The organism is Bacillus sp. LR_5 (assembly GCF_042709275.1).
Genome location: NZ_JAVAXX010000087.1, coordinates 1 through 22,088 on the forward strand (window position 1 = coordinate 1; position 22,088 = coordinate 22,088).

The 22,088-nt window shown below is 43.0% G+C and carries 21 protein-coding genes and 1 tRNA gene; 14 read left to right on the top strand and 8 right to left on the bottom strand.

Going from position 1 to position 22,088, the window contains the following annotated elements; all coding sequences use genetic code 11:
• Window positions 1–505, top strand: a 505-nt coding sequence (locus RAC86_RS17870; protein WP_377885912.1) for a beta-class carbonic anhydrase, incomplete at its 5' end; no start/stop codon positions are given.
• Window positions 506–523: 18 nt separating this feature from the next.
• On the top strand, window positions 524–2,116 hold the full coding sequence (locus RAC86_RS17875; RefSeq protein WP_014115272.1) for a SulP family inorganic anion transporter: 1,593 nt from the start codon (window positions 524–526) through the stop codon (window positions 2,114–2,116).
• Between the two features lie 26 nt (window positions 2,117–2,142).
• Here the strand turns inward: RAC86_RS17875 and RAC86_RS17880 are convergent, their stop codons facing one another.
• Entirely contained in the window at window positions 2,143–2,463 is a 321-nt protein-coding gene (locus RAC86_RS17880; RefSeq protein ID WP_072566782.1) for a MazG nucleotide pyrophosphohydrolase domain-containing protein, read from the bottom strand.
• A 117-nt stretch (window positions 2,464–2,580) separates the two neighbouring features.
• On the opposite strand from RAC86_RS17880, the gene RAC86_RS17885 reads away from it, so the two are divergent.
• The 10 genes from RAC86_RS17885 to pgmB all read left to right on the top strand — a co-directional run bounded on the left by RAC86_RS17885 (window position 2,581) and on the right by pgmB (window position 15,222).
• Window positions 2,581–3,156 carry an LOG family protein gene (locus tag RAC86_RS17885; RefSeq protein WP_061187866.1) on the top strand — a complete coding sequence of 192 codons (576 nt, stop codon included), beginning with the start codon at window positions 2,581–2,583 and terminating at the stop codon, window positions 3,154–3,156.
• Window positions 3,157–3,379: 223 nt separating this feature from the next.
• The gene (locus RAC86_RS17890; protein WP_072565318.1) at window positions 3,380–4,330 is read left to right on the top strand and encodes a LacI family DNA-binding transcriptional regulator; all 951 of its coding nucleotides are present in this window, start codon (window positions 3,380–3,382) and stop codon (window positions 4,328–4,330) included.
• A 110-nt stretch (window positions 4,331–4,440) separates the two neighbouring features.
• Window positions 4,441–6,210, top strand: coding sequence for a glycoside hydrolase family 13 protein (locus RAC86_RS17895; protein WP_072565317.1), 1,770 nt, complete (start codon window positions 4,441–4,443; stop codon window positions 6,208–6,210).
• Window positions 6,211–6,304: 94 nt separating this feature from the next.
• Window positions 6,305–7,558, top strand: a complete 1,254-nt coding sequence (gene mdxE, locus RAC86_RS17900; RefSeq protein ID WP_072565316.1) for a maltodextrin ABC transporter substrate-binding protein MdxE — start codon at window positions 6,305–6,307, stop codon at window positions 7,556–7,558.
• A 39-nt stretch (window positions 7,559–7,597) separates the two neighbouring features.
• Window positions 7,598–8,905: a maltodextrin ABC transporter permease MdxF gene (gene mdxF / locus RAC86_RS17905; RefSeq protein WP_014115266.1), complete on the top strand. Its 1,308-nt coding sequence runs from the start codon at window positions 7,598–7,600 to the stop codon at window positions 8,903–8,905.
• Window positions 8,906–9,742: a maltodextrin ABC transporter permease MdxG gene (gene mdxG / locus RAC86_RS17910; RefSeq protein WP_072182632.1), complete on the top strand. Its 837-nt coding sequence runs from the start codon at window positions 8,906–8,908 to the stop codon at window positions 9,740–9,742.
• Between the two features lie 4 nt (window positions 9,743–9,746).
• Window positions 9,747–10,628, top strand: a complete 882-nt coding sequence (locus RAC86_RS17915; RefSeq protein ID WP_072182631.1) for a DUF1189 domain-containing protein — start codon at window positions 9,747–9,749, stop codon at window positions 10,626–10,628.
• A complete protein-coding gene (locus tag RAC86_RS17920) occupies window positions 10,600–12,873 on the top strand; it encodes a glycoside hydrolase family 65 protein (protein ID WP_072565315.1) in 2,274 nt (757 codons plus the stop codon). The genes RAC86_RS17915 and RAC86_RS17920 overlap by 29 nt, the downstream gene beginning before the upstream one ends.
• The gene (locus RAC86_RS17925; protein WP_072565314.1) at window positions 12,866–14,551 is read left to right on the top strand and encodes a glycoside hydrolase family 13 protein; all 1,686 of its coding nucleotides are present in this window, start codon (window positions 12,866–12,868) and stop codon (window positions 14,549–14,551) included. The genes RAC86_RS17920 and RAC86_RS17925 overlap by 8 nt, the downstream gene beginning before the upstream one ends.
• Window positions 14,548–15,222 (top strand): beta-phosphoglucomutase, encoded by a 675-nt coding sequence (pgmB, locus tag RAC86_RS17930; protein WP_072565313.1) that lies wholly within the window; start codon window positions 14,548–14,550, stop codon window positions 15,220–15,222. The genes RAC86_RS17925 and pgmB overlap by 4 nt, the downstream gene beginning before the upstream one ends.
• A 70-nt stretch (window positions 15,223–15,292) precedes the next feature.
• Here pgmB and clpP read toward each other — a convergent pair whose 3' ends face one another.
• Entirely contained in the window at window positions 15,293–15,889 is a 597-nt protein-coding gene (gene clpP, locus RAC86_RS17935; protein WP_014115260.1) for an ATP-dependent Clp endopeptidase proteolytic subunit ClpP, read from the bottom strand.
• 269 nt (window positions 15,890–16,158) lie between these two features.
• On the opposite strand from clpP, the gene RAC86_RS17940 reads away from it, so the two are divergent.
• A tRNA-Arg gene (locus RAC86_RS17940) sits at window positions 16,159–16,234 on the top strand.
• A 153-nt stretch (window positions 16,235–16,387) separates the two neighbouring features.
• On the top strand, window positions 16,388–16,900 hold the full coding sequence (locus RAC86_RS17945) for a DUF3231 family protein (RefSeq protein ID WP_014115259.1): 513 nt from the start codon (window positions 16,388–16,390) through the stop codon (window positions 16,898–16,900).
• A 41-nt stretch (window positions 16,901–16,941) separates the two neighbouring features.
• On the opposite strand, the gene RAC86_RS17950 is transcribed toward RAC86_RS17945, so the two are convergent.
• The 6 genes from RAC86_RS17950 to RAC86_RS17975 all read right to left on the bottom strand — a co-directional run.
• Window positions 16,942–17,256, bottom strand: a complete 315-nt coding sequence (locus RAC86_RS17950; protein WP_014115258.1) for a DMT family transporter — start codon at window positions 17,254–17,256, stop codon at window positions 16,942–16,944.
• A complete protein-coding gene (locus tag RAC86_RS17955; protein WP_072565312.1) occupies window positions 17,256–17,591 on the bottom strand; it encodes a DMT family transporter in 336 nt (111 codons plus the stop codon). The genes RAC86_RS17950 and RAC86_RS17955 overlap by 1 nt, the downstream gene beginning before the upstream one ends.
• Window positions 17,592–17,672: 81 nt before the next feature.
• Window positions 17,673–18,257, bottom strand: a complete 585-nt coding sequence (locus RAC86_RS17960; protein ID WP_061187873.1) for a TetR/AcrR family transcriptional regulator — start codon at window positions 18,255–18,257, stop codon at window positions 17,673–17,675.
• A gap of 94 nt (window positions 18,258–18,351) precedes the next feature.
• Window positions 18,352–19,914 carry an aspartate/proton symporter AspP gene (aspP, locus tag RAC86_RS17965; RefSeq protein WP_014115255.1) on the bottom strand — a complete coding sequence of 521 codons (1,563 nt, stop codon included), beginning with the start codon at window positions 19,912–19,914 and terminating at the stop codon, window positions 18,352–18,354.
• Between the two features lie 150 nt (window positions 19,915–20,064).
• Window positions 20,065–20,781 carry a LytR/AlgR family response regulator transcription factor gene (locus tag RAC86_RS17970; RefSeq protein ID WP_072565311.1) on the bottom strand — a complete coding sequence of 239 codons (717 nt, stop codon included), beginning with the start codon at window positions 20,779–20,781 and terminating at the stop codon, window positions 20,065–20,067.
• Window positions 20,774–22,088: sensor histidine kinase (locus RAC86_RS17975; RefSeq protein WP_377885913.1), on the bottom strand; the 1,315-nt coding region annotated here is incomplete at its 5' end. The genes RAC86_RS17970 and RAC86_RS17975, both read right to left, overlap by 8 nt.

Genomic DNA, 22,088 nt, shown 5'->3' on the forward strand with positions numbered 1-22,088 from the left:
ATTTCCTTCAAAAAAGCTCGTCATTGTCACCTGTATGGATACACGGCTCACAGAACTTCTTCCGCAAGCAATGGGGCTTAAAAACGGTGATGCTAAAATTGTAAAAAACGCGGGAGCCATCGTTTCTCACCCATTTGGAAGCGTGATGCGAAGCATACTGGTTGCGATTTATGAATTGCAGGCTGAAGAGGTGTGCATTGTCGGTCACCATGAGTGCGGGATGTCAGGATTAAATGCAACTTCGATTCTCGAGAAAGCAAAGGAACGCGGGGTGGAAGAAAGCTGCCTGAATTTGCTGTCGAGCGCCGGACTCGATTTGAAATCATGGCTGACCGGCTTTCACAGCGTAGAAGAAAGCGTTTCCCACAGTGTGAATATGATCAAGAATCATCCGCTGCTGCCGAAAAAGGTGCCGGTGCACGGGCTTGTCATTCACCCTGAAACAGGAAAACTTGATGTCGTCATTAACGGTTATGAAACTGAGCTCATAAACACACATTCATAAGGGAGGTTATAACAAAATATGCGATTCTCAGGGAGATTCAAGGGATACAATTTACAGAAATTTCAGAAAGACCTGATTGCAGGTATCGTAGTAGGTGTCGTGGCAATTCCTTTAGGGATGGCGTTTGCCATTGCCTCGGGAGTCGAGCCTGAATACGGGCTGTACACTGTTGTTGTGGCAGGGATTTGTATTTCTTTGTTTGGGGGATCCAAATATCAAATTGGCGGTCCGACAGGCGCCTTTGTCCCGATTCTATTTGGCATTGTGATACAGTACGGCTTGGAGAACCTGCTGATTGCAGGGTTTATGGCAGGGGTGATGCTGGTGCTGTTCGGGCTGTTTAAGCTCGGAAAAATAATGAAATTCGTGCCGAAACCTGTTATCGTCGGTTTTACAGCCGGAATTGCCGTGCTGATCTTTACTGAGCAAATCGCTAATTTTCTCGGTTTAAGAAATGTTGAAAAACATGAGAACTTTCATCACAACATGTTTGAAATCGCACAGAAGCTCGGCACCTTTAACGTGTATGCCATTCTGACAGCAGTGATCGGGCTTGTCATTTTGCTTGTATCTGCCAAAGTGATGCCTAAAGTACCGGGCGCTTTATTGGCGCTTCTGATTTCCACACTGGTCGCGGTTGTGTTTTTCCCTGACCGCATGGCAACGATCGGGTCAACTTATGGAGAAATTCCTCGCCATTTGCCGGAATTTCAGTTTCCTGAGCTTACATTGGATAAAATGGTTATGCTGTTTCCGGCAGCGCTTGTCATCGCGCTTCTTGGCGGCCTTGAGTCCATTTTGTCCGCAATGGTCGCTGATAACATGAAGGGCTCAAAGCATGACAGCAACAAAGAGCTTGTCGGCCAGGGGATTGCGAATATGGCTGCGCCGCTGTTCGGCGGAATCCCGGCAACAGGAGCGATTGCCAGAACGGCAACCAATATTAAAAACGGAGCGGTTTCTCCTGTTTCCGGCGTCGTTCACGGTGTAGTCGTTCTTCTTGTCTTGCTCGTATTCGCGCCTTATGCATCTCATGTGCCGCTTGCCAGTATGGCGCCGATTCTCATGGTTGTCGCATGGAATATGAGTGAGCGCAAGGAAGTCGCAAACATGCTGAGACTGAAAAACGCTGATTCCTTTATTTTGGCAGCGACCTTTGCGCTAACGGTTCTGTTTGACTTAATCGTCGGTGTGGCAACCGGCTTGCTGCTCGCATTTGTGTTCTTTATCAGAAGAATGAGCGAAGCGACACGCATCCACAATCAGGAATCGCATCCTGTTCTGGCGAAGAGAGAAGATCCATCTGTCAGCATGTATGCCATAGAAGGGCCGCTGTTTTTCGGATCAATTGATTCCCTTGAATCTTCATTGCTGGAGCATGTACAGAAAAAGCCGAAGACCCTTATCCTGCTCATGAATAAGGTGCACTACATGGATACGTCGGCTGAAGCAGTGCTTGGGAATGTTATGAACAGAATTAAACGTCACAATGGAAAGCTGATGATTGTAGGACTGCAATCGCAGCCGAAGGAGCTGCTGCATAAAACAGGCCTATTTCACAAAATAGGGAAGCAGCATTTCTTTGATCACCATGATGAAATCACAGGTTAAAAAAAGCGGCCATTGCGGCCGCTTTTTTATGCATGCTCAAATCGTTTTGTCAGTTTTTCTTGGTGGGCTTTCATCACGTCTTCTAAAGAAACTCCGTACATATCAGCAAGAATAGCGATATTTCCGATGACATCTCCCATTTCTTCAATCAATTCTTGTTTTTGCTCAGCTCGTGTCGATTCCTTCTCATCCGGCCGGTCTCTGCCGATCTCATATGCCCTGACAGCCCGGGCCAGCTCTCCGGCTTCCTCCATTAAAAAGCCGACTCGAATAAACGGTCCGTATTCTGTCCAGCCTCTTTTTTTGTAAAACTCTTTCATCCATTTTTCTGCATCAGCCAGCTGCACCATCATCACTCCTGCATTCTTTATGTATTTCATATTGATATTATCACATGAAGATGGGACAATATATAGTGTATTTTTGAATGTTTGATACGATATATAGATACGGAGATGACAAAGATGAAAACCATTTGTGTATTTGCGGGCTCAAACCCGGGGGGGAATGAAGCGTATAAACGAAAAGCGGCAGAGCTTGGAGCGTATATGGCTGAGCAGGGAATCGGCCTTGTCTATGGGGGTTCCCGCGTAGGCTTGATGGGCACGATTGCTGATGCGATTATGGAAAACGGCGGAACTGCAATCGGGGTCATGCCGAGCGGCTTGTTCAGCGGGGAGGTTGTCCATCAGAACCTGACTGAGCTGATTGAAGTAAACGGGATGCATGAACGAAAAGCCAAAATGAGCGAGCTGGCGGACGGCTTTATCGCCATGCCGGGCGGCTTCGGTACATATGAAGAATTATTTGAAGTGCTTTGTTGGGCGCAGATCGGCATCCACCAAAAGCCAATCGGACTGTACAATGTCAACGGATATTTTGAACCAATGATGAAAATGGTCAAATACAGCATTCAAGAAGGATTTTCTAACGATTCTCATCTAAAACTGATCCACAGCTCGTCGCGGCCGGATGAGTTAATTGAGCAAATGCAGAACTACTCTTATCCGATTTTAGAGAAAAAGTGGACAGAAATTTAAAAAGAGACTTTCACGTGGAAGAGGAGAGAATGAGTCCGCCACCTAGCGTATTTGGTCTATTGCCGGGCAGAGAATTCATTAAAAATCGAGTTTTTTTAACAAAGTGAGATTTCCTTAAGGGAAATCTCTTTTTTACTTCTCTTTTGCCTGCATCGTATTTAGCAGTAATAAAGGACTTTTTCACTAGTTTGGATAATAAGCACAGGTAAGGAGGGGGATGAAAATGGCAACATTGTCAGATGTGGCAAAAAAAGCAAATGTTTCGAAAATGACGGTATCACGAGTGATCAATCATCCTGAGACGGTGACAGATGAATTGAAAAAGCTTGTTCATTCTGCGATGAAAGAGCTGAATTACATCCCTAATTATGCGGCGAGAGCGCTTGTTCAAAACAGAACACAGGTTGTCAAACTGTTGATTCTTGAGGAAATGGATACGACTGAACCATATTACATGAACCTGCTGACCGGAATCAGCCGGGAGCTGGATCGCAATCATTATGCTCTGCAGCTTGTGACAAGAAACTCTCTCAATATTGGCCAATGCGACGGCATTATTGCCACCGGGTTGAGAAAGACCGATTTTGAAGGTGTGATCAAAGCTATTGAAAAACCGCTGGTCGTATTTGGGCAAAATGAAATGGGCTATGACTTTATCGATGTAAATAACGAGAAAGGCACTTTTATGGCAACCCGCCATGTTATGGGACTGGGGGAGCGGGAAGTTGTCTTTTTTGGCATCGATTTAGATGAGCCTTTTGAACGTTCAAGAGAACAGGGCTATATTCGGGCGATGAATGAAAGCTTTAGAAAAACGAATCTGTATCGGATCGACAATAGTTCTAAGAAAAGTGAATGCCTTGCAAGAGAAGTGCTGAAATCCCTGGATAACCAGGCCGCATTTGTCTGCGCGTCCGATCGAATCGCACTCGGCGTCATTCGTGCGGCGCAATCGCTTGGAAAACGAATTCCGGAAGATGTTGCGGTGACCGGGAATGACGGTGTTTTTCTTGATCGCATTTCCTCGCCCCGGTTGACTACGGTCAGACAGCCTGTTGTAGAAATGGGGGAAGCCTGTGCGAGAATGCTATTGAAAAAAATGAATGAAGACGGTGCTGCTCAAGGAAATCTATTTTTTGAGCCGGAGTTAATTGTACGTGAATCAACTTTGTAAGAGCTTTATTCTGTTATCGGTAACAAGGTAAAAAGGATTGTTCCTGCTATTTCATCATGATACTTTCACTAAGAGCCGGCCTAAATAAAACGGGATTCAAAGGAGGAGACATGATGGAATATGCAGCGATTCATCATCAGCCGTTCAGTTCTGATGCTTATTCTTATGACGGGCGGAGAGTGCATATCAAGATTCGGACGAAAAAAGGTGATGCCGATCACATTCGATTGATTTGGGGCGATCCTTATGAGTACAACGATGGCAGGTGGGCGGCAAACGAGCAGCCGATGAGGAAAATGGCCGCAACAGACTTGCATGATTATTGGTTTGCTGAAGTGGTGCCGCCATATAGGCGTTTGCAATATGCGTTTGTTATATCAGACCATCAAGAAGACATCTTTTTCGGAAGTTCAGGTGTATGCCCTCATAACGAAAAAACGCTGGAGACGACCCATTATTATTTTAAACTTCCATTTGTTCACGAGGCTGATACATTCCAAGCGCCTGAGTGGGCCAAATCAACGGTTTGGTATCAAATTTTTCCAGAGCGTTTTGCGAATGGAAGAGAAGACTTGTCACCGGAGAATGCATTACCTTGGGGGAGCAAAGATCCGGATGTCAATGATTTTTTTGGAGGCGATTTGCAAGGGATGATTGACAAGCTTGATTATTTAGAGGATTTAGGCGTAAACGGAGTTTATTTGACTCCAATCTTTTCCGCGCCTTCTAATCATAAATACGACACGCTGGATTACTATTCCATTGACCCGCATTTTGGAGATCCGAAGCTTTTTCGTACATTGGTCAGCCAGCTTCATCAGCGGGGGATGAGAATTATGCTTGATGCTGTTTTTAATCATATAGGCAGCGCTTCTCCGCAATGGCAGGATGTCGTGAAAAACGGAGCTCAATCCCGTTATAAAAACTGGTTTCATATTCACTCTTTTCCTGTCAAAGAAGACAATTATGATAGGTTTGCGTTTACACCTGATATGCCGAAGCTCAATACGGCTAATCCTGAAGTACAGAGATATTTGCTTGATATTGCTTTGTACTGGATTCGTGAATTTGACATTGACGGCTGGCGTTTGGATGTGGCAAATGAAGTGGATCACGTTTTTTGGAAGACATTCAGGCAAGCCGTCTCAGCAGAAAAGCCTGACGTTTATATTTTAGGGGAGATCTGGCATTCTGCCGAACCTTGGCTTAGAGGAGATGAATTTCATGCGGTGATGAACTATCCTTTTACAGAGCCTATGATTGAATATTTTGCTGACGGGACGATTCCAGCCTCGCGTATGGCCCACCGTGTAAATGCGCATTTAATGAATGGGATGAAGCAGGTCAATGAGGTGATGTTTAATTTACTGGATAGCCATGATACAAAACGCCTTTTGACCAGATGCCGACATGACGAGAAAAAAGCACGGGCTTTGCTGGCCTTTATGTTTGCCCAGACAGGTTCACCATGCATCTATTACGGAACGGAAATCGGGCTGGACGGCGAAAATGATCCATTATGCCGGAAATGTATGGTTTGGGAAAAAGAGAAGCAAAACCGAGACATGCTGCGATTTATGAAACGATTGATTGCTTTACGCAAACAGGAAAACACTTTATTGACTGAGGGAAGTCTTGAGTGGAATTTGCTGGATGACCAAAACAATTTTATTAGCTTTTCACGGAATCTTGATGAAAAAACACTGATTTATTTCTTTAATCAGGGGGACGCGACCCGACATGTCAGTTTGCGAGATTTGAATATTGAAAGGAATAAAAAAATCTACGATGTATGGACAGAGCAGCCGCTTCATCATCACGATGTAATTGCCGTTCAGCCGGGAGAATTTTTTATTTTGGGTGCTGCCGTCCCTGTTTAAATTCTGTTATCGGTAACAAATCAAAAGTTGTTGTAACCGCTTTCTATAGAACAATACAATTGTTTTAGATTCATAAATAGAAGGGGGAAACAAGATGATACTTTTTAAAAAGGGGTTCGCCTTATTGGCGGCATCAGTTCTGACATTTGGCCTTGCCGCCTGTTCTAATTCAAAAGATCCGGCAAGCTCTGATGGCAAAAAGGTCCTGACTGTGTCTGTCGAAGAGACCTATAAAGAATACATTGAAAGCATGAAAGCAACATTCGAAAAAGAGAATGATGTCACAATAAAAGTCGTTGAAAAGCAAATGTTCGAGCAGTTGGAAGCGCTTCCTCTTGATGGCCCGGCGGGTAATGCACCTGATGTGATGCTTGCCGCCTACGACCGGATCGGCGGTTTGGGCCAGCAAGGACATTTGCTTGATATTAAGCCATCTAATACAAAAAGTTTCGGAGATAAAGAGATGCAGCAGGTGACGGTTGACGGCAAGGTGTATGGAATGCCGCTAGTCATTGAAACACTAGTTTTGTATTACAACAAAGATCTCTTACAAACAGCACCAAAAACATTTAAAGATCTGGAAACATTAACGGGGGATTCCCGGTTTGCGTTTGCTTCAGAAAAAGGAAAATCAACCGGCTTTTTAGCGAAATGGACTGACTTTTATATGTCGTACGGGTTGTTGGCCGGTTATGGCGGATACGTATTTGGAAAAAACGGCACAGATTCCGGGGACATCGGCCTGAATAATAAAGAGGCTGTAGAAGCAGTGAAATATGCGGAGAAATGGTTTAAAACCTATTGGCCAAAAGGCATGCAAGACAATTCAAGCGCTGACGATTTTATTCAGCAGATGTTTTTAGATGGAAAAGCGGCTGCGATCATCGGCGGACCTTGGTCAGCTGCCAACTATAAAGAGGCCAAATTGAACTACGGAGCGGCTCCCATTCCGACATTGCCAAATGGAGAAGAATATGCCCCTTTTGCCGGCGGGAAGGGCTGGGTTGCATCAAAATATACAAAAGAACCCGAACTGGCTGAAAAATGGCTTGAATATGCTACAAATGATGCCAATGCTTACGCTTTTTATGAGGATACAAACGAAGTTCCGGCTAATACAGCTGCAAGGAAGAAAGCGGATGAGCAAAAAAATGAGCTGACGTCAGCTGTGATTAAACAATATGAAACAGCGACACCGACTCCGAATATTCCGGAAATGGCTGAGGTATGGACGGGAGCGGAAAGTTTGATTTTTGACGCAGTGTCAGGAAAAAAAGCGGCGCAAACATCAGCGAATGATGCTGTAAACGTCATAAAGGAAAACATCAAAGAAAAGTATGTGAAATAAAACGGCGGGGTAGCGTCCGGAAGAATAGAGGGCGAAATAATGAATACACACCACACACTTGCAAAGCAAAAACGAAAGGCAGGGCTTTTATCAATCATTCCAGGACTTGGGCAGATTGCGAATCAGCAGTTTTCAAAGGGAATCTTGTTTCTTGCCATCACAGGTTTGTTTGCTTTTGAATTATGCGTTTTCGGCATTCAGGCGCTCACTGGATTGATTACATTGGGAAGTGTTCCCGGTGAAGACCATTCACTGTTTATGCTGATTGAAGGCACGCTGCAATTGATCGTGACGCTGATTTTCCTCATGTTCTATATCTTTAATATTCATGATTCGCGTAAGACCGCCGCTATGAAAGCGGCGGGTTTGGAGGTCAATACAACGGCCAAGGATATGATCTGTCATGCGGGTGATAAAGGGTTTCCATATTTATTTACACTGCCGGCATATATCATGATGGTGTTTGTAATTATTTTTCCAGTTTTAGTGACTCTGTTTGTTGCATGTACAAACTATGATTTTTATCATATTCCGCCTAACAGTCTGATTGACTGGGTCGGTTTTAAAAATTTCTTGAATATTTTTTTCCTCGGCTCCTATCGTGAAACATTTGTAAATGTTCTCGGCTGGACGATCATCTGGACAATCTGTGCAACAACGCTGCAAATCATTTTGGGTATCGTGACGGCACTTTTCGTCAATCAGGATTTTATAAAAGGCAAGCGGATTTTCCGAATGATTTTCTTATTTCCATGGGCTGTTCCGGCTTTTATTACAATCATGAGTTTTTCCAACATGTTTAACGACAGCATAGGGGCGGTGAATGCGCAGGTGATTCCATTATTAAATCACCTGCCGTTTGTAGAGCTGCCGGCGATTGCGTGGAAGACTGATCCTTTCTGGACAAAGACAGCCCTCATTATGATTCAGACCTGGCTCGGCTTTCCCTATATTTATGTCATGGTAACGGGAGTGCTTCAGGCGATTCCAGGTGAATTGTATGAAGCGGCAAAGATTGACGGGGCCACTTTTATTCAGCGCTTTCGGCATATTACATTCCCGATGATTTTATTTGCGACAGCACCCGTGATGATTACCCAGTATACGTTTAATTTCAATAATTTCTCGATCATCTACTTATTTAATGAGGGAGGACCGGGCAGCGCGGGAGCCGGGGCCGGGTCGACCGATATCTTAATTTCTTGGATTTATAAACTGACAACAGGCACATCACCGCAATATTCCGTAGCGGCGGCTGTTACACTGTTAATTTCTTTCATTGTCATTGGAATTTCTCTGATTGCTTTCAAAAAATCGAATGCTTTTGGCAATGAGGAGGTTATGTAGGTGAACGCGAGAACTGCCAGAATGCTTAATAGAATCTGTACCTATTTATTTTTGACGCTTTTAAGTATTGTCATTATTTATCCGTTGCTGATTACGGCATCATCCGCTTTCCGTGTGGGAAATGCGGCAGCTTTTCAACTCGATTTTTCGGGTTCTTGGACTTTGGATCATTTTAAGCGGCTGTTTGACGAGACGCTTTATCTTCATTGGTACAGCAATACACTTGTCATCGCGTTATCGGTCATGGTATTGCAGGTTACGATTGTGACGCTTGCCGGGTATACGTACAGCCGTTATCGGTTTGCAGGCCGAAAAAAGAGTCTGGTATTCTTTTTAATCATTCAAATGGTGCCGACGATGGCAGCGCTAACTGCTTTTTACGTTCTGGCGATGCTGATAGGCGCACTCGATCAATACTGGTTTTTGACAGCGATTTATATCGGCGGCGGAATTCCGATGAACACGTGGCTGATGAAAGGTTATTTTGATACTGTGCCGAGAGAAATTGATGAAGCCGCGCGAATTGATGGAGCGGGACATCTGAGGATTTTCGCTTCAATTGTGCTGCCGCTTGTTAAGCCAATGCTCGCGGTGCAAGCGCTTTGGGCGTTTATGGCCCCGTTCGGCGACTATTTGCTGGCAAAGTTTTTGCTTCGCTCACCAGAAAGGCTGACCATCGCTGTAGGATTGCAGTCCTTCATTTCAAATCCGCAGCAGCAAAAAGTCGCCCTGTTTGCGGCCGGAGCTATATTGGCTGCACTGCCGATATGCGTCTTGTTCTTTTTTCTCCAAAAGAACTTTGTGTCCGGGCTGACAGCCGGCGGAACAAAGGGGTAATTCGATGAAAAATGAAAGCTATATTATCCGCTGCCTGAAAGCGGCTGCATCTCCGTCAGGTGTTTGCCGTTACGGGAACACATTTAGCTGGCTGCAGCTCTCTTTTCTTTTTATGTTTTTAACAGCCTGCTTGATGGCGCCGTTTACGGTTTCGTTTATAAAAATGGATCGCTTCAGTGTTACATCTTTCATGCCGTCAGCGATTCAAAAGGTTAATGATCAATTTGCTGATCAATTACAAGGTTTTCAAATCAGAAACGGAAAATTGACAGGCGGGAAGAGCTCTGGGCAGATTGAAGATGGACAGAATTTGCTGGCGTTAGATATGAAGCATGAATATCAGACAAGCGGTGAAAATGGGCGATTGAAAGTAACTGGATATGATAACGCCATCGTATTTCAATCTGATCAACTGGTGATCGCCGATCAAAACGGAACGGGATTTTCTGTTGGCTATGCAAAAATGGACGCTAAGCTCAAGAAACCGAACGTTCATGATGTAGAGGCTTTAATCGATACATTGTGGTTGGCACAGTATAAGCCGATGATCATGATGCTGGCATATGCGGTGATTTTTATGATTCAGCTTTTTTTAATGGCTGTTCTTGCGGGGGGCATCTGGATCACAAAAATATCAAACATGATCTCTATTGCGTCATTCAAGGAAGCGGCATCTATGGCGATCTGTGCATCAGCACTGCCGGCATTTGTGGCAGCTGCTGTCGGTATGATTCATTTTGACTTGATCACTGTATTGATGATCCATTCGTGTGGCGTCACTTTGATGATCTCTTTTGCATTTAGATATTTGGCCAAAACCCGCCGTTATAATGGAAACTTACATTCGGGAGGAAATTATGATAAATCAGCGGTTATTCGAGATTGATGAATGGAAAATCAAAACACATACATTTCAGAAGGAGCACACACGGCTGCAGGAAAGCCTGACGTCTCTTGCTAACGGCTATATGGGAGTCAGAGGGAATTTTGAAGAAGGCTATTCAGGCGACAGCCACCAAGGCACATATATTGCAGGGGTGTGGTTCCCTGACAAAACGCGAGTGGGCTGGTGGAAAAACGGGTATCCAGAATATTTCGGAAAAGTGATCAATGCGATGAACTTTATTGGCATAGGCCTATATGTAGACGGTGAAAAAGTCGATCTCTATCAGAACCAAATCGAATCATTTGAGTTAGAACTCAATATGAAAGAGGGGATTCTGCGGCGAAGCGCTGTTGTCCGCATTCAGGATAAAATCGTCAGAATCAGATCCGAGCGATTTCTTAGCCTTGCCGTAAAAGAGCTTTGTGCGATTCATTATGAAGCGGAGTGCCTGACAGAAGATGCTGTTATTACGCTTGTTCCTTACCTGGATGGAAATGTTACAAATGAAGATTCTAACTACCAAGAACAGTTTTGGCAGGAAGAAGCGAAAGAGGCTGATCCTCACCGAGGCCATTTAGTCACAAAAACGATCGAAAATCGATTTGGAACACCGCGCTTTACTGTTTCAGCGACAATGGCAAACGTGACAGAGGGTTTTGTCAATGAAAGCTCTCACACAGCTGGGATGTATGTCGAGAATCGCTACAGTTACCAAACGAAGGCTTCTTTGAAAAAATTTATTATTGTCACGACTTCTCGTGATTTACGGGAGGCAGAGCTTTTACCGAAAGCCAAGGAGCTTTTGGCAGGTGTTCTTGAAAACGGCTATGAAGAAGCAAAACGGAGGCACACTGCTCAATGGAAGGAAAGATGGGCGAAAGCGGACATAGAGATTAAAGGGGATGAGGAACTTCAGCAAGGAATCCGCTACAATATCTTTCAGTTATTTTCGACATATTACGGGGGCGATGCCCGTTTGAATATCGGACCGAAAGGATTTACTGGCGAAAAATACGGAGGTGCCGCATATTGGGATACTGAGGCATATGCCGTGCCCATGTATTTGGCGACAGCCGAGCCGGAGGTGACGAAAAACCTGCTTTTGTACCGCTATCATCATTTGGAGGCAGCTAAACGGAATGCCGCCAAACTGGGGATGAAGGGGGCACTTTACCCGATGGTGACGTTCACTGGTGATGAATGCCACAACGAATGGGAGATCACCTTTGAAGAAATTCACCGCAATGGCGCGATTTGCTATGCGATCTGCAATTATGTCCAATATACAGGCGACCATGGCTATATGAAAGAATACGGAATAGACGTACTCGTGGAAGTCAGCAGGTTTTGGGCCGACCGCGTTCACTTCTCGAAACGAAAAAACAAGTATATGATCCACGGCGTCACAGGGCCGAATGAATACGAAAACAATGTCAACAACAATTGGTATACAAATGTAATTGCGGCTTGGACGTTGGAGTATACATTAGAAAATCTCGAAAGTATCTCAACGGAAAAACGCCGCCTGCTTGATGTGCAGGAAGAAGAGTTGAAGGCCTGGAGAAATATCATCCAGCACATGTACTATCCGTATAGTGAAGAACTGCAAATTTTTATTCAGCATGACACATTCTTGGACAAAGACCTGCAATCAGCGGACGAATTAGATCCAGCTGAGCGACCTCTTTATCAGAATTGGTCCTGGGACAAGATTCTCCGCTCCAATTTTATTAAGCAGGCAGATGTGCTTCAAGGCATTTACCTTTTTCATGACCGTTTTACAATGGAAGAAAAAAGGCGAAACTTTGAATTTTATGAACCAATGACTGTTCATGAATCAAGCCTGTCGCCCTCTGTCCATGCGGTTCTCGCCGCCGAACTCAAGATGGAAAAGAAAGCGCTTGAGTTATGTAAGCGTACAGCAAGGCTTGATCTCGACAATTACAATCATGACACGGAAGAAGGCCTGCATATTACATCAATGACGGGAAGCTGGCTCGCGATCGTTCAGGGCTTTGCGGGCATGCGCATCAGGAATGAGACGCTGTCATTTGCTCCGTTTTTGCCGAAAGAATGGGACGGATATTCGTTCAAAATCAATTATCGAAACCGATTAATCAATGTTACGGTTGACGAAATGAGCGCCATCTTTGAGCTTTTAAGAGGCGAGCCGCTGCACATGATAGTTTATGAGGAACCGCTTGTCCTAAATGGACGATGTGAAAGGAGAACGCCTGATGAGTAAATGGTGGAAAGAAGCTGTCGTTTATCAAATTTACCCGCGCAGTTTTTATGATTCTAATGGAGATGGATTCGGGGATTTGCAAGGCGTGATTCAAAAGCTGGATTATATCAAAAATCTCGGGGCGGATGTGATCTGGCTCTCCCCGGTGTTTGATTCCCCGCAGGATGACAACGGCTATGACATCAGCGACTACAGAAACATGTACGAAAAATTTGGGACAAATAAAGATATGTTTCAGTTAATTGATGAAGTGCACCAACGAGGTATGAAAATCATCATGGATTTGGTCGTGAACCACACGTCAGATGAGCATGCCTGGTTTGCTAAAAGCCGTAAGTCAAAGGACAATCCTTACCGTGATTATTATTTTTGGAAAGATCCGAAACCGGACGGCTCAGAGCCGAATAATTGGGGATCGATCTTCTCAGGCCCGGCGTGGACGTTCGATGAAGGGACAGGGCAGTATTATTTGCACTACTTTTCGAAAAAACAGCCTGATTTAAATTGGGAAAATGAAGCGGTACGCCGGGAAGTTTATGATTTGATGAGATTTTGGATGGATAAAGGCGTTGACGGCTGGCGGATGGATGTGATCGGCTCCATTTCCAAGTACACCGATTTTCCAGACTACGAAACAGATAGCAGCCGCAGCTATATCGTCGGACGTTATCATTCGAATGGCCCCCGCCTTCATGAATTTATTCAAGAGATGAACAGGGAAGTGCTTTCTCATTACGACTGCATGACGGTCGGAGAGGCAAACGGCTCTGATATTGAAGAGGCGAAAAAGTACACAGATGCAAACAGGCAAGAGTTGAATATGATCTTTACATTTGAACATATGGATATTGATACAGAACAAAACTCGCCAAATGGGAAATGGCAGATCAAGCCGTTTGATGTGATTGCTTTAAAAAAGACGATGACAAGATGGCAGACCGGGTTAATGAATGTCGGCTGGAATACCTTGTATTTTGAAAACCATGATCAGCCGAGGGTTATTTCCCGCTGGGGCAATGACGGCAAGCTGCGAAAACAGTGTGCAAAAGCATTTGCAACGGTTCTCCACGGGATGAAAGGAACACCGTTTATTTACCAGGGAGAAGAAATCGGCATGGTCAACAGTGATATGCCGCTGGAGATGTATGACGATCTTGAAATAAAAAATGCATATCGTGAACTAGTCATCGAAAACAAAACGATGTCAGAAAAAGAGTTTCTAAAAGCCGTGACGAAAAAAGGACGGGATCATGCGAGAACACCAATGCAATGGGATGCCGGAAAACATGCGGGCTTCACAGCCGGAGCCCCTTGGATAGCAGTAAATTCCCGCTATCAAGATATCAATGTGAAAGAGTCCCTGGAAGATCAAGATTCGATTTTCTATTACTATCAGAAGCTTATTCAATTACGAAAGCAATATAAGGTCATGGTATATGGAGATTATCAGCTGCTGCAGGAGAATGATCCGCAAATCTTTTCTTACCTCCGTGAATATCGAGGGGAAAAGCTTCTCGTCGTTGTGAATTTGTCGGAAGACAAGGCTCTCTTCGAGGCGCCTGCGGAACTGATTCATGAGCGTTGGAAAGTGCTGATTTCCAACTGCTCGCAGGAGCCGGCTTACTTAAAGAGCATTTGTCTCGAACCTTATGAAGCTGTGATGGGCATTAGCATATGAAAGCAGTCATTTTTGATTTAGATGGAGTGATAACAGATACTGCTGAATATCATTTTCTCGCTTGGAGGCACATCGCGGAACAAATCGATATTCCCTTTGACAGAAGTGTGAATGAAAGCCTAAAAGGAATCAGCAGAGAAGAGTCACTTGAAAGCATACTTACCTTTGGCGGTGCGGAAACAAAGTATACAAATGCGGAGAAACAAAAACTTATGCACCTAAAAAATCAATATTATCAAACGTTGATCAGCAAATTGACGCCGGAAAATCTTTTGCCGGGAATCGGCAGGCTTCTTTGTGAATTAAAAGGTGAAAATATAAAAATCGGGTTAGCGTCTTCAAGTCGTAATGCGCCCGAGATTATAACACGTTTGGGGATTATGGATGATTTTCATGCCATTGTTGACCCGACAGCTCTCGCGAACGGAAAACCTGATCCCGAAATCTTTTTAACAGCTGCAGCGCTGCTCGGCGTTTCCCCGGCTGATTGTGCAGCAATAGAAGACGCTGAAGCAGGCATTTCCGCAATCAAATCTGCTGGGATGTTTGCGGTTGGAGTCGGTCATGAAGAGTCAATGCTTGGCGCTGATCTGATTGTGAGGCAAAGTCGTGATTTGACGCTTGAGCTGTTGAATGAGGAATGGGAGCAGTATAGAATCAAACATTTTTAAGAAGCGTTAGAGGATGAATGCCTTCAAAGAAAAAAACCTGCAAGAGACATAGCTCTTGCAGGTTACAGTATTACTTTTGCTCATCTGTGTTGCGAGTCAGAATTTTATCAATCAGGCCGTATTCAAGCGCTTCTTCAGCAGACTTGAAGTTATCGCGGTCTGTATCGCGTTCGATCACTTCAAGCGGCTGGCCAGTACGCTCAGCAAGAACTTTGTTTAATTTGTCGCGAAGCAAGAGAATGCGTTTCGCGGCAATTTCAATTTCTGTTGCCTGACCTTGCGCACCGCCAAGAGGCTGGTGAATCATGACTTCACTATTTGGAAGCGCATAGCGTTTGCCTTTTTCGCCGGCAGCAAGCAGGAACGCGCCCATTGATGCAGCCATACCGATACAAATTGTAGATACCTTTGGCTTAATAAACTGCATGGTATCATAGATCGCCATACCAGCTGTGATAGAGCCGCCCGGGCTGTTGATGTAAATAGAAATATCTTTTTCAGGGTCTTCTGCTTCTAAGAATAAAAGCTGTGACACGATGGAGTTCGCAACGTTGTCATCAATCGCAGATCCAAGCATGATGATACGATCCTTTAATAGACGAGAATAAATGTCATACGCTCTTTCCCCGCGGTTCGTTTGTTCAATGACTGTAGGTATTAAATTCATAATGCTCCTCCTTCACCTTTTAGGTAAGTATGTAGTTACATGATACATTTTTGGTCAATAAAGGTCAAACAAAAAGCTGGCTAGATATGCAAAGTCGTCTCTTTTTCCCATTTTCCCCAAAAATACAGGTGTTCAAACCATCGTATGTTAGATTGCCAAATAAGATGATGTATCTGATCTAAAAAACGGCCTCTTGAAATAGAGGGTTGTTATTTCAATGGAATTATCGTATAATTAGTTGTGCTGACGTTCTCATAACGCAGTCATATGCGCTCGTAGCTCAGTTGGATAGAGCGGTGGTTTCCGGTACCACGTCTGTCGGGGGTTCGAATCCCTCCGAGCGCGTCCAATAGAACAACAGGAAAGACAAGGGTTTGGCATTTCGCCGCTCTTGTCTTTTTTGTTTTGTTTCAAAAATCTTTCTCAACGTAACATAAATTTTCCTCCTCTCGGGCACGTTATGGGATGTGTGATATTGAATTTGCGAGGAGGATGAACATGGGTATTTTAAGCGGAAATCCGCAGGATGAACCGATGCATTACGGTGAGGTATTCAGCTTGTGGAGTTATGTGATGGCGGGCAATAAAATGGTCGGCAATTACCAGATGTTATTGCATCATGTCGGTGATGACGACTTGAAGAAGCTGCTTCGTGAATCCATTGAGAAGTGCCAAGATGAAGTGAAACAGATCAGTGCGATCCTGAAAGAAAACGGGGTGGCGCTCCCGCCGGCTTCTCCTGAACCGCCTGCTGCAGATCTTAAAGATATTCCGCCGGGTGCGCGGTTTCTTGATCCGGATGTGGCGGCCTCTGCGGCAGCGCAAAATGCTGCAGGCCTTGTGACATGCAGCAAAATTATGGGACAGTCAATTCGTGAGGATATTGCCATGATGTTTGGGCAATTCCATGTATCGAAAGCGGCAACCGGCGCAAAATACTTAAGATTACTAAAAAACAAAGGCTGGCTCATCCCGCCGCCGCTTCATCTTCAAAAGCACCAAGACGATTAATGGCAAGGGCATATACAGTTGTATATGCCCTTATCTTATGATTAAGCCGTAAGACGCAGGCCGATGACGCCGGTGAGGATTAGGCAAAGAGAAATCACCTGTGAAAGCTGAAAACGCTCCTTAAACCAGATGAACCCGACCGCCGAAACGCCAATACTGCCAATGCCAGTCCAGACGGCATAAGCGACTCCGGCAGGCAGGATCAGCATCGCTTGTGAAAGGCAGTAAAAGGATAAGCCAAATCCAATCGTCATCACAATGATCGGCCATTTTTTTCTTGTACCGTCGATATATTTCATGGCCACAGCAGCTATAATTTCTTCTATGCCGGCAACCACTAATAAAAACCATGCCATTATTTTTCACCTCCCGGCTGTGATTTGCTTTCTTTTGTAAAGAGCTTCATTCCTAAAATACCGGCCAGCAATAAAGCTAAAAAGAACATTTGCGCTGCTGAAAAGGATTCGCCCAAAACAATACCGGTGATGTATGTTCCGACGGTTCCGATTCCGACAAATACAGTGTATGCCGCGGCCATCGGAATTTTTTGATAAGAGCGGATCAACAGGATAAAGCTGATTGCGATTAAGATAAAAATGATGACCCAATCCAAAAGCGAATCGGCATGTTTGAGGGAAGACGCCCAAATAACTTCTAAAAGTCCTGCAATAAAAACAAGCACCCAATTCATATGAAGCACCTCTCTAGTTTATGAATGAACGTCAGTCATTTTTGAACCATTAAAAAATGAGCGGTGTTACCCAGTCATTTTTTAAGCAGTACCTAAACTTCGTTTTAAGAAAGTAAAGATTTCTTTTTTATACACTTCGACATTTTCATCTTGTTCAAACCCGATATAGAATCGTTCTGCAGTGTTCTCAACCAAGTTGATAATCGTTCTTGCTGTCCATTTTGCATTGATTCCTTTCATTACCTCAAGGTTTTCAATGGCCTTATTGATGATTTTTTCAAGCCAAGAATAATAAGGCTGATAGATCGTCTCCCATTTTTCCATGGAGTGGTCGATCGCAAGCCCAGAGTAACAGAGGACGATAATATCCTTATGGCGTTCGGTAATGAGAAATGTCTCATCAATTAATATATCTAAAACGGTCCAAAAATCCTCGTCTCCATGCAGCCTTCCTTTGATTTGGTCCAGCGTATGGGTGAGAAGATTTTCTGCAATTGCCGGAATAAGGGCATTTTTAGATGAGAAATACAAGTAGAACGTTCCTTGGGCAGTGCCGGCCTTTTTGACAATATCAGAAATAGAGGCCTTATCGAGACCTTTTTCAGAAATAACTTCAATGGCAGCCTGCAGAATTTTTTCATATTTGCCCGATGTTTGTTTTGGCATGAGGAACACCTCCTGTAATGACTGACTATCATTCATTTTATCGCGGGTATGTGTGTTTGTAAAGAAGAAAGAAGCAAGAAAAATTCTTGCTTCTTTATTTATCATAATCAATAGCGGCTTTCGGGAGCCCGGTATACTTTGCCCAGTAGAAAATCGCAAGTGAACCGATGGCGACTAAAATGAGGTCGACAGGATTGCTGATGATGCCTAAACCGTGTCCGAAAGAGCCGATGTAGGAAAAGATCAGCATCATGATATAAAACCCGACAAGCCACCACGCTGATTTCAGCTGCTGGGCAAGGCTGACATCCTCTTGAGGCGCATATTTTCTAAAGCAGAGATAGATTAAAAACATCACGAGCTGTGAACCGAGCAGCCAGGAAACGGTTGTCCATCCTGACCAATACACGATAAACGCCGTAAAAATAAAGGAAAGCGGTCCGATGATGCCCATTCCTTTTAAATAAAACGGCCTGTTTAAGTCCTTCGCATTGACCCTCAGCGCTGCTGAACAAATTGGTGCAATTGCATAAGAAAGGATGAGCGCAACAGAACAGACATTGACAAGCGCGTTCCACGAAGGGAAGGGGAGCGTCCAGAAAATTGACATGGCAAACGAAAGCCAGAGTGAAGCACGGGGTGTTCCCGTTTCTTTATTCACTTTTGAAAATATGCTAAATAATGTGCCGTTACGCGCCCAGGCGTAAACGAGGCGAGACGTCGTATTCATAAAAATATTCCCGTTTCCCCCGGGAGACAGAATGGCGTCTAAAATGACAAGCGTTGCAAGCCAGCCTAAACCGAGCATGATCGCAATATCTTTAAACGGCAATGAGAACTCCCGCGCGATTGCCGGCCAGCCATTTTTCAGTGTTTCTGTCGGGATTGCACCAATAAAGGTGATCTGCAAAACAGTGTAAATGATGGTTGAAACGATAATGCAAATGATTAAAGCGATTGGGATGTTGCGTTTTGGATTTTGCACTTCACCTGCAACAGCCACAATCGGGTGCAGACCGAGATACGCAAACATTACGCCGCCTGTCGAAATCGCAGCCTGAATACCTGTAAAACCAAACGGTGCAAATCCTTCAACAGACAAATTCTCAGCCTGAAAATGAAAGATCAGCACGATAATGATGGTAATCGGGACAATATATTTAAAAAGCGATATGATGAAATTCGCCTTAGCGAAAGTTTTGACGCTCCAATAATTCAGCAGGAAAAACAAGCATAGCAAGGCAAACTGCAAAATCCAGCCTGCAATGGTCGGCGAATCAGATCCTTTTATGGTCAGGCCGGGAAACCAATAGGCCACATACTGACGCACAGCCGTCACTTCAATTGAAATAAGGCTTGTGTAAGCGACAATTGTGACAAATGAAATTAAATAGCCGACAAGGTGGCCATGTGAATAAACGGGGTATCGAATGATGCCTCCGGTACGAGGCAGAGCGGCTCCAAGCTCCGCGTACACGAGCCCGATTAACAAAATGATGGCTCCGCCGATGATCCAGGAAAAAGCGCCTGAGGGTCCTGCTTTTGAAGCGACATTACTGACGGCAAACAGCCAAGCAGACCCAAAGATGGCCCCCATCCCAATCAAAATCAGATCAAACAACGACATTGATTTTTGAAAATTTCCTTGTTTAGACATCCGCTTCCTCCTTAGAAACCAGCCTTATATTCCTTACAATGCCCAATATGTAACAGAGAATACCGCTCTAATAAAAAAACAGATGCAGCAAGCGCTGCACCTGAAAAAGTGTAACTAAAACGGTAGAAGTATTAACAGGGATAATTTTTTCTATTGTAAAATATCATATACATGATTTAAGTAGTGTTTGCTTAAATACGCATAATCGTTAATTTGATCAAAGTAGATCATATAGGTTTGACCGGATGGTTCAATTCTTTTGACATAATCTAAATTTACGATATAACTCTTATGAGTTCGAGTGAATTTCTTACGGTCTAATTGTTCTTGTATTGACTTCAAGGTTTCAGGAGTTTTTATAATTTTTTTTGTACCATGGGATAATGTTACAAATTTTGTGTATCTTTGTTCGGAAGTAATATAAACAATATTTTTTGTTTTGACAAAATCAATTCCCCTATCATTCTTTAATAATAAAAAGTCTTTAGGTTCAAAATGCAAATTCAACCGTATGTTCTTTTTAATTTTTTCCCAACAAATACTTAACCTTTCTTCTGTAAACGGTTTAACTAAATAGTCAATGGCATCAATTTCAAATGCTTTCCATGCATATTCCTTATAACCTGTAGTGAAAATAATTTTTATATTCTGATATCTGGTTTTTACAAGTTTAGCTAATGATAGGCCGTCTAGCTGAGGGAGATCGATATCAACAAATAACAGCTGAGGCTGGTGCTGATCGGTTAAATGAAAGGCTGTTTTACCATCAGATGCTTCTCCTACTATTTCTACATTTTTTCTTATTAAAAATTTTTTCAGGATATCCATAACATGGCGATTATCTTCAGCAATGACTGCATTAACCAACTTGTCCACCTTCTTTTTCAATTATTTTATCAGTTATTATAGGAATAAAAATTGAAAAGGTAGTGCCGTTTTTTTCAGAACTGTTTACTTCAAGCCGTCCTTGTGCTTTATCAATCACTTTTTTGATTGAAGCTAAGCCTAGGCCGGTATGTTTATATTTTGTAGAATATCCTTCTTTAAAAATAAGAGTGTGTTTGTGCTTAGGTATAACGGAATGTTTATTATGAACAGAAATAACCAAAAATGAATTTAAAAGCTGACTGATTCTAACTGATACTTGAGGAACTATTGAATCTTGATTTTTTGTTGCCTCAAATTCAGCATCAAATGCATTATCCAGTAAATTGCCGATTACTTGTATTAGCTCATAGTTTTGCATGCCCGTTTTCGGCATTAAATGTTTGACCTCGATATGAAAGGATAAGTTTCTTTTTTTAGCTGCCTCGTATTTTGACTGTAATAGGCCGGCAATAGAACTATTGTTTAAATGAATTAAAGTCTGTGAAACATCCAGATCCGCACATAATTCATTCAAATATATATGTAAATCCTCGTACCTTTTTGATTTAAATAAGTGATTTATGACGTGTAAGTGGTTTGAAAAGTCATGTTTTTTACTTCTTAATGAGAGTATGATATCTTCAATTTTTTTCGAGTATTTTCTTTCTAAAAGCAGATTAGAATCAGCTTGTAATAATTTAATCAATCTTGTTAGCAGTATGTAAATCAGGAATGGTAAGAGAGCTAGAAAAAATATATGAAATTTATTAGGGAGTTTTAGCAACGATAGAAACAGCGATAATGTAATGGTCAAAAATAACATTAGGATAATTCTTTTATGTGTTTTACTAATTTCAGATGAAAATACTTTATTAATGAATGAAATGAAGAATATTGATTGTATGCTTATGGACAAATATATAAGGGTGAAAATCAGCGATGTGGGGGATATAGATAAGTTACTAACAATCAATAATGAGATCACTTTTGCCATAAGTTGAGAAAACATAATTGAAAGTGTGATAACCATCGAGAAACGCATACTTAGTTTACATATAAAACTTAAAAACATCAACAATAATATTGAATTTTCCGAAAAGTAAAGCAAAGATTGACCGCTGTTTAACATAATGAAGAAATGAAAAAAAGAGAAAATGAAAATCCTTTTTAAATCTGAGAGAAACAAAATCAAAATGAAAAAAATTGAAAGTTCTCCAATGGAATAATTTAAAATACTCCACAACATAATGACCCTCTCTTTTTCTACAGGGTAATTTTTTAATGCCGATAAATGTAAATCAAGAAGA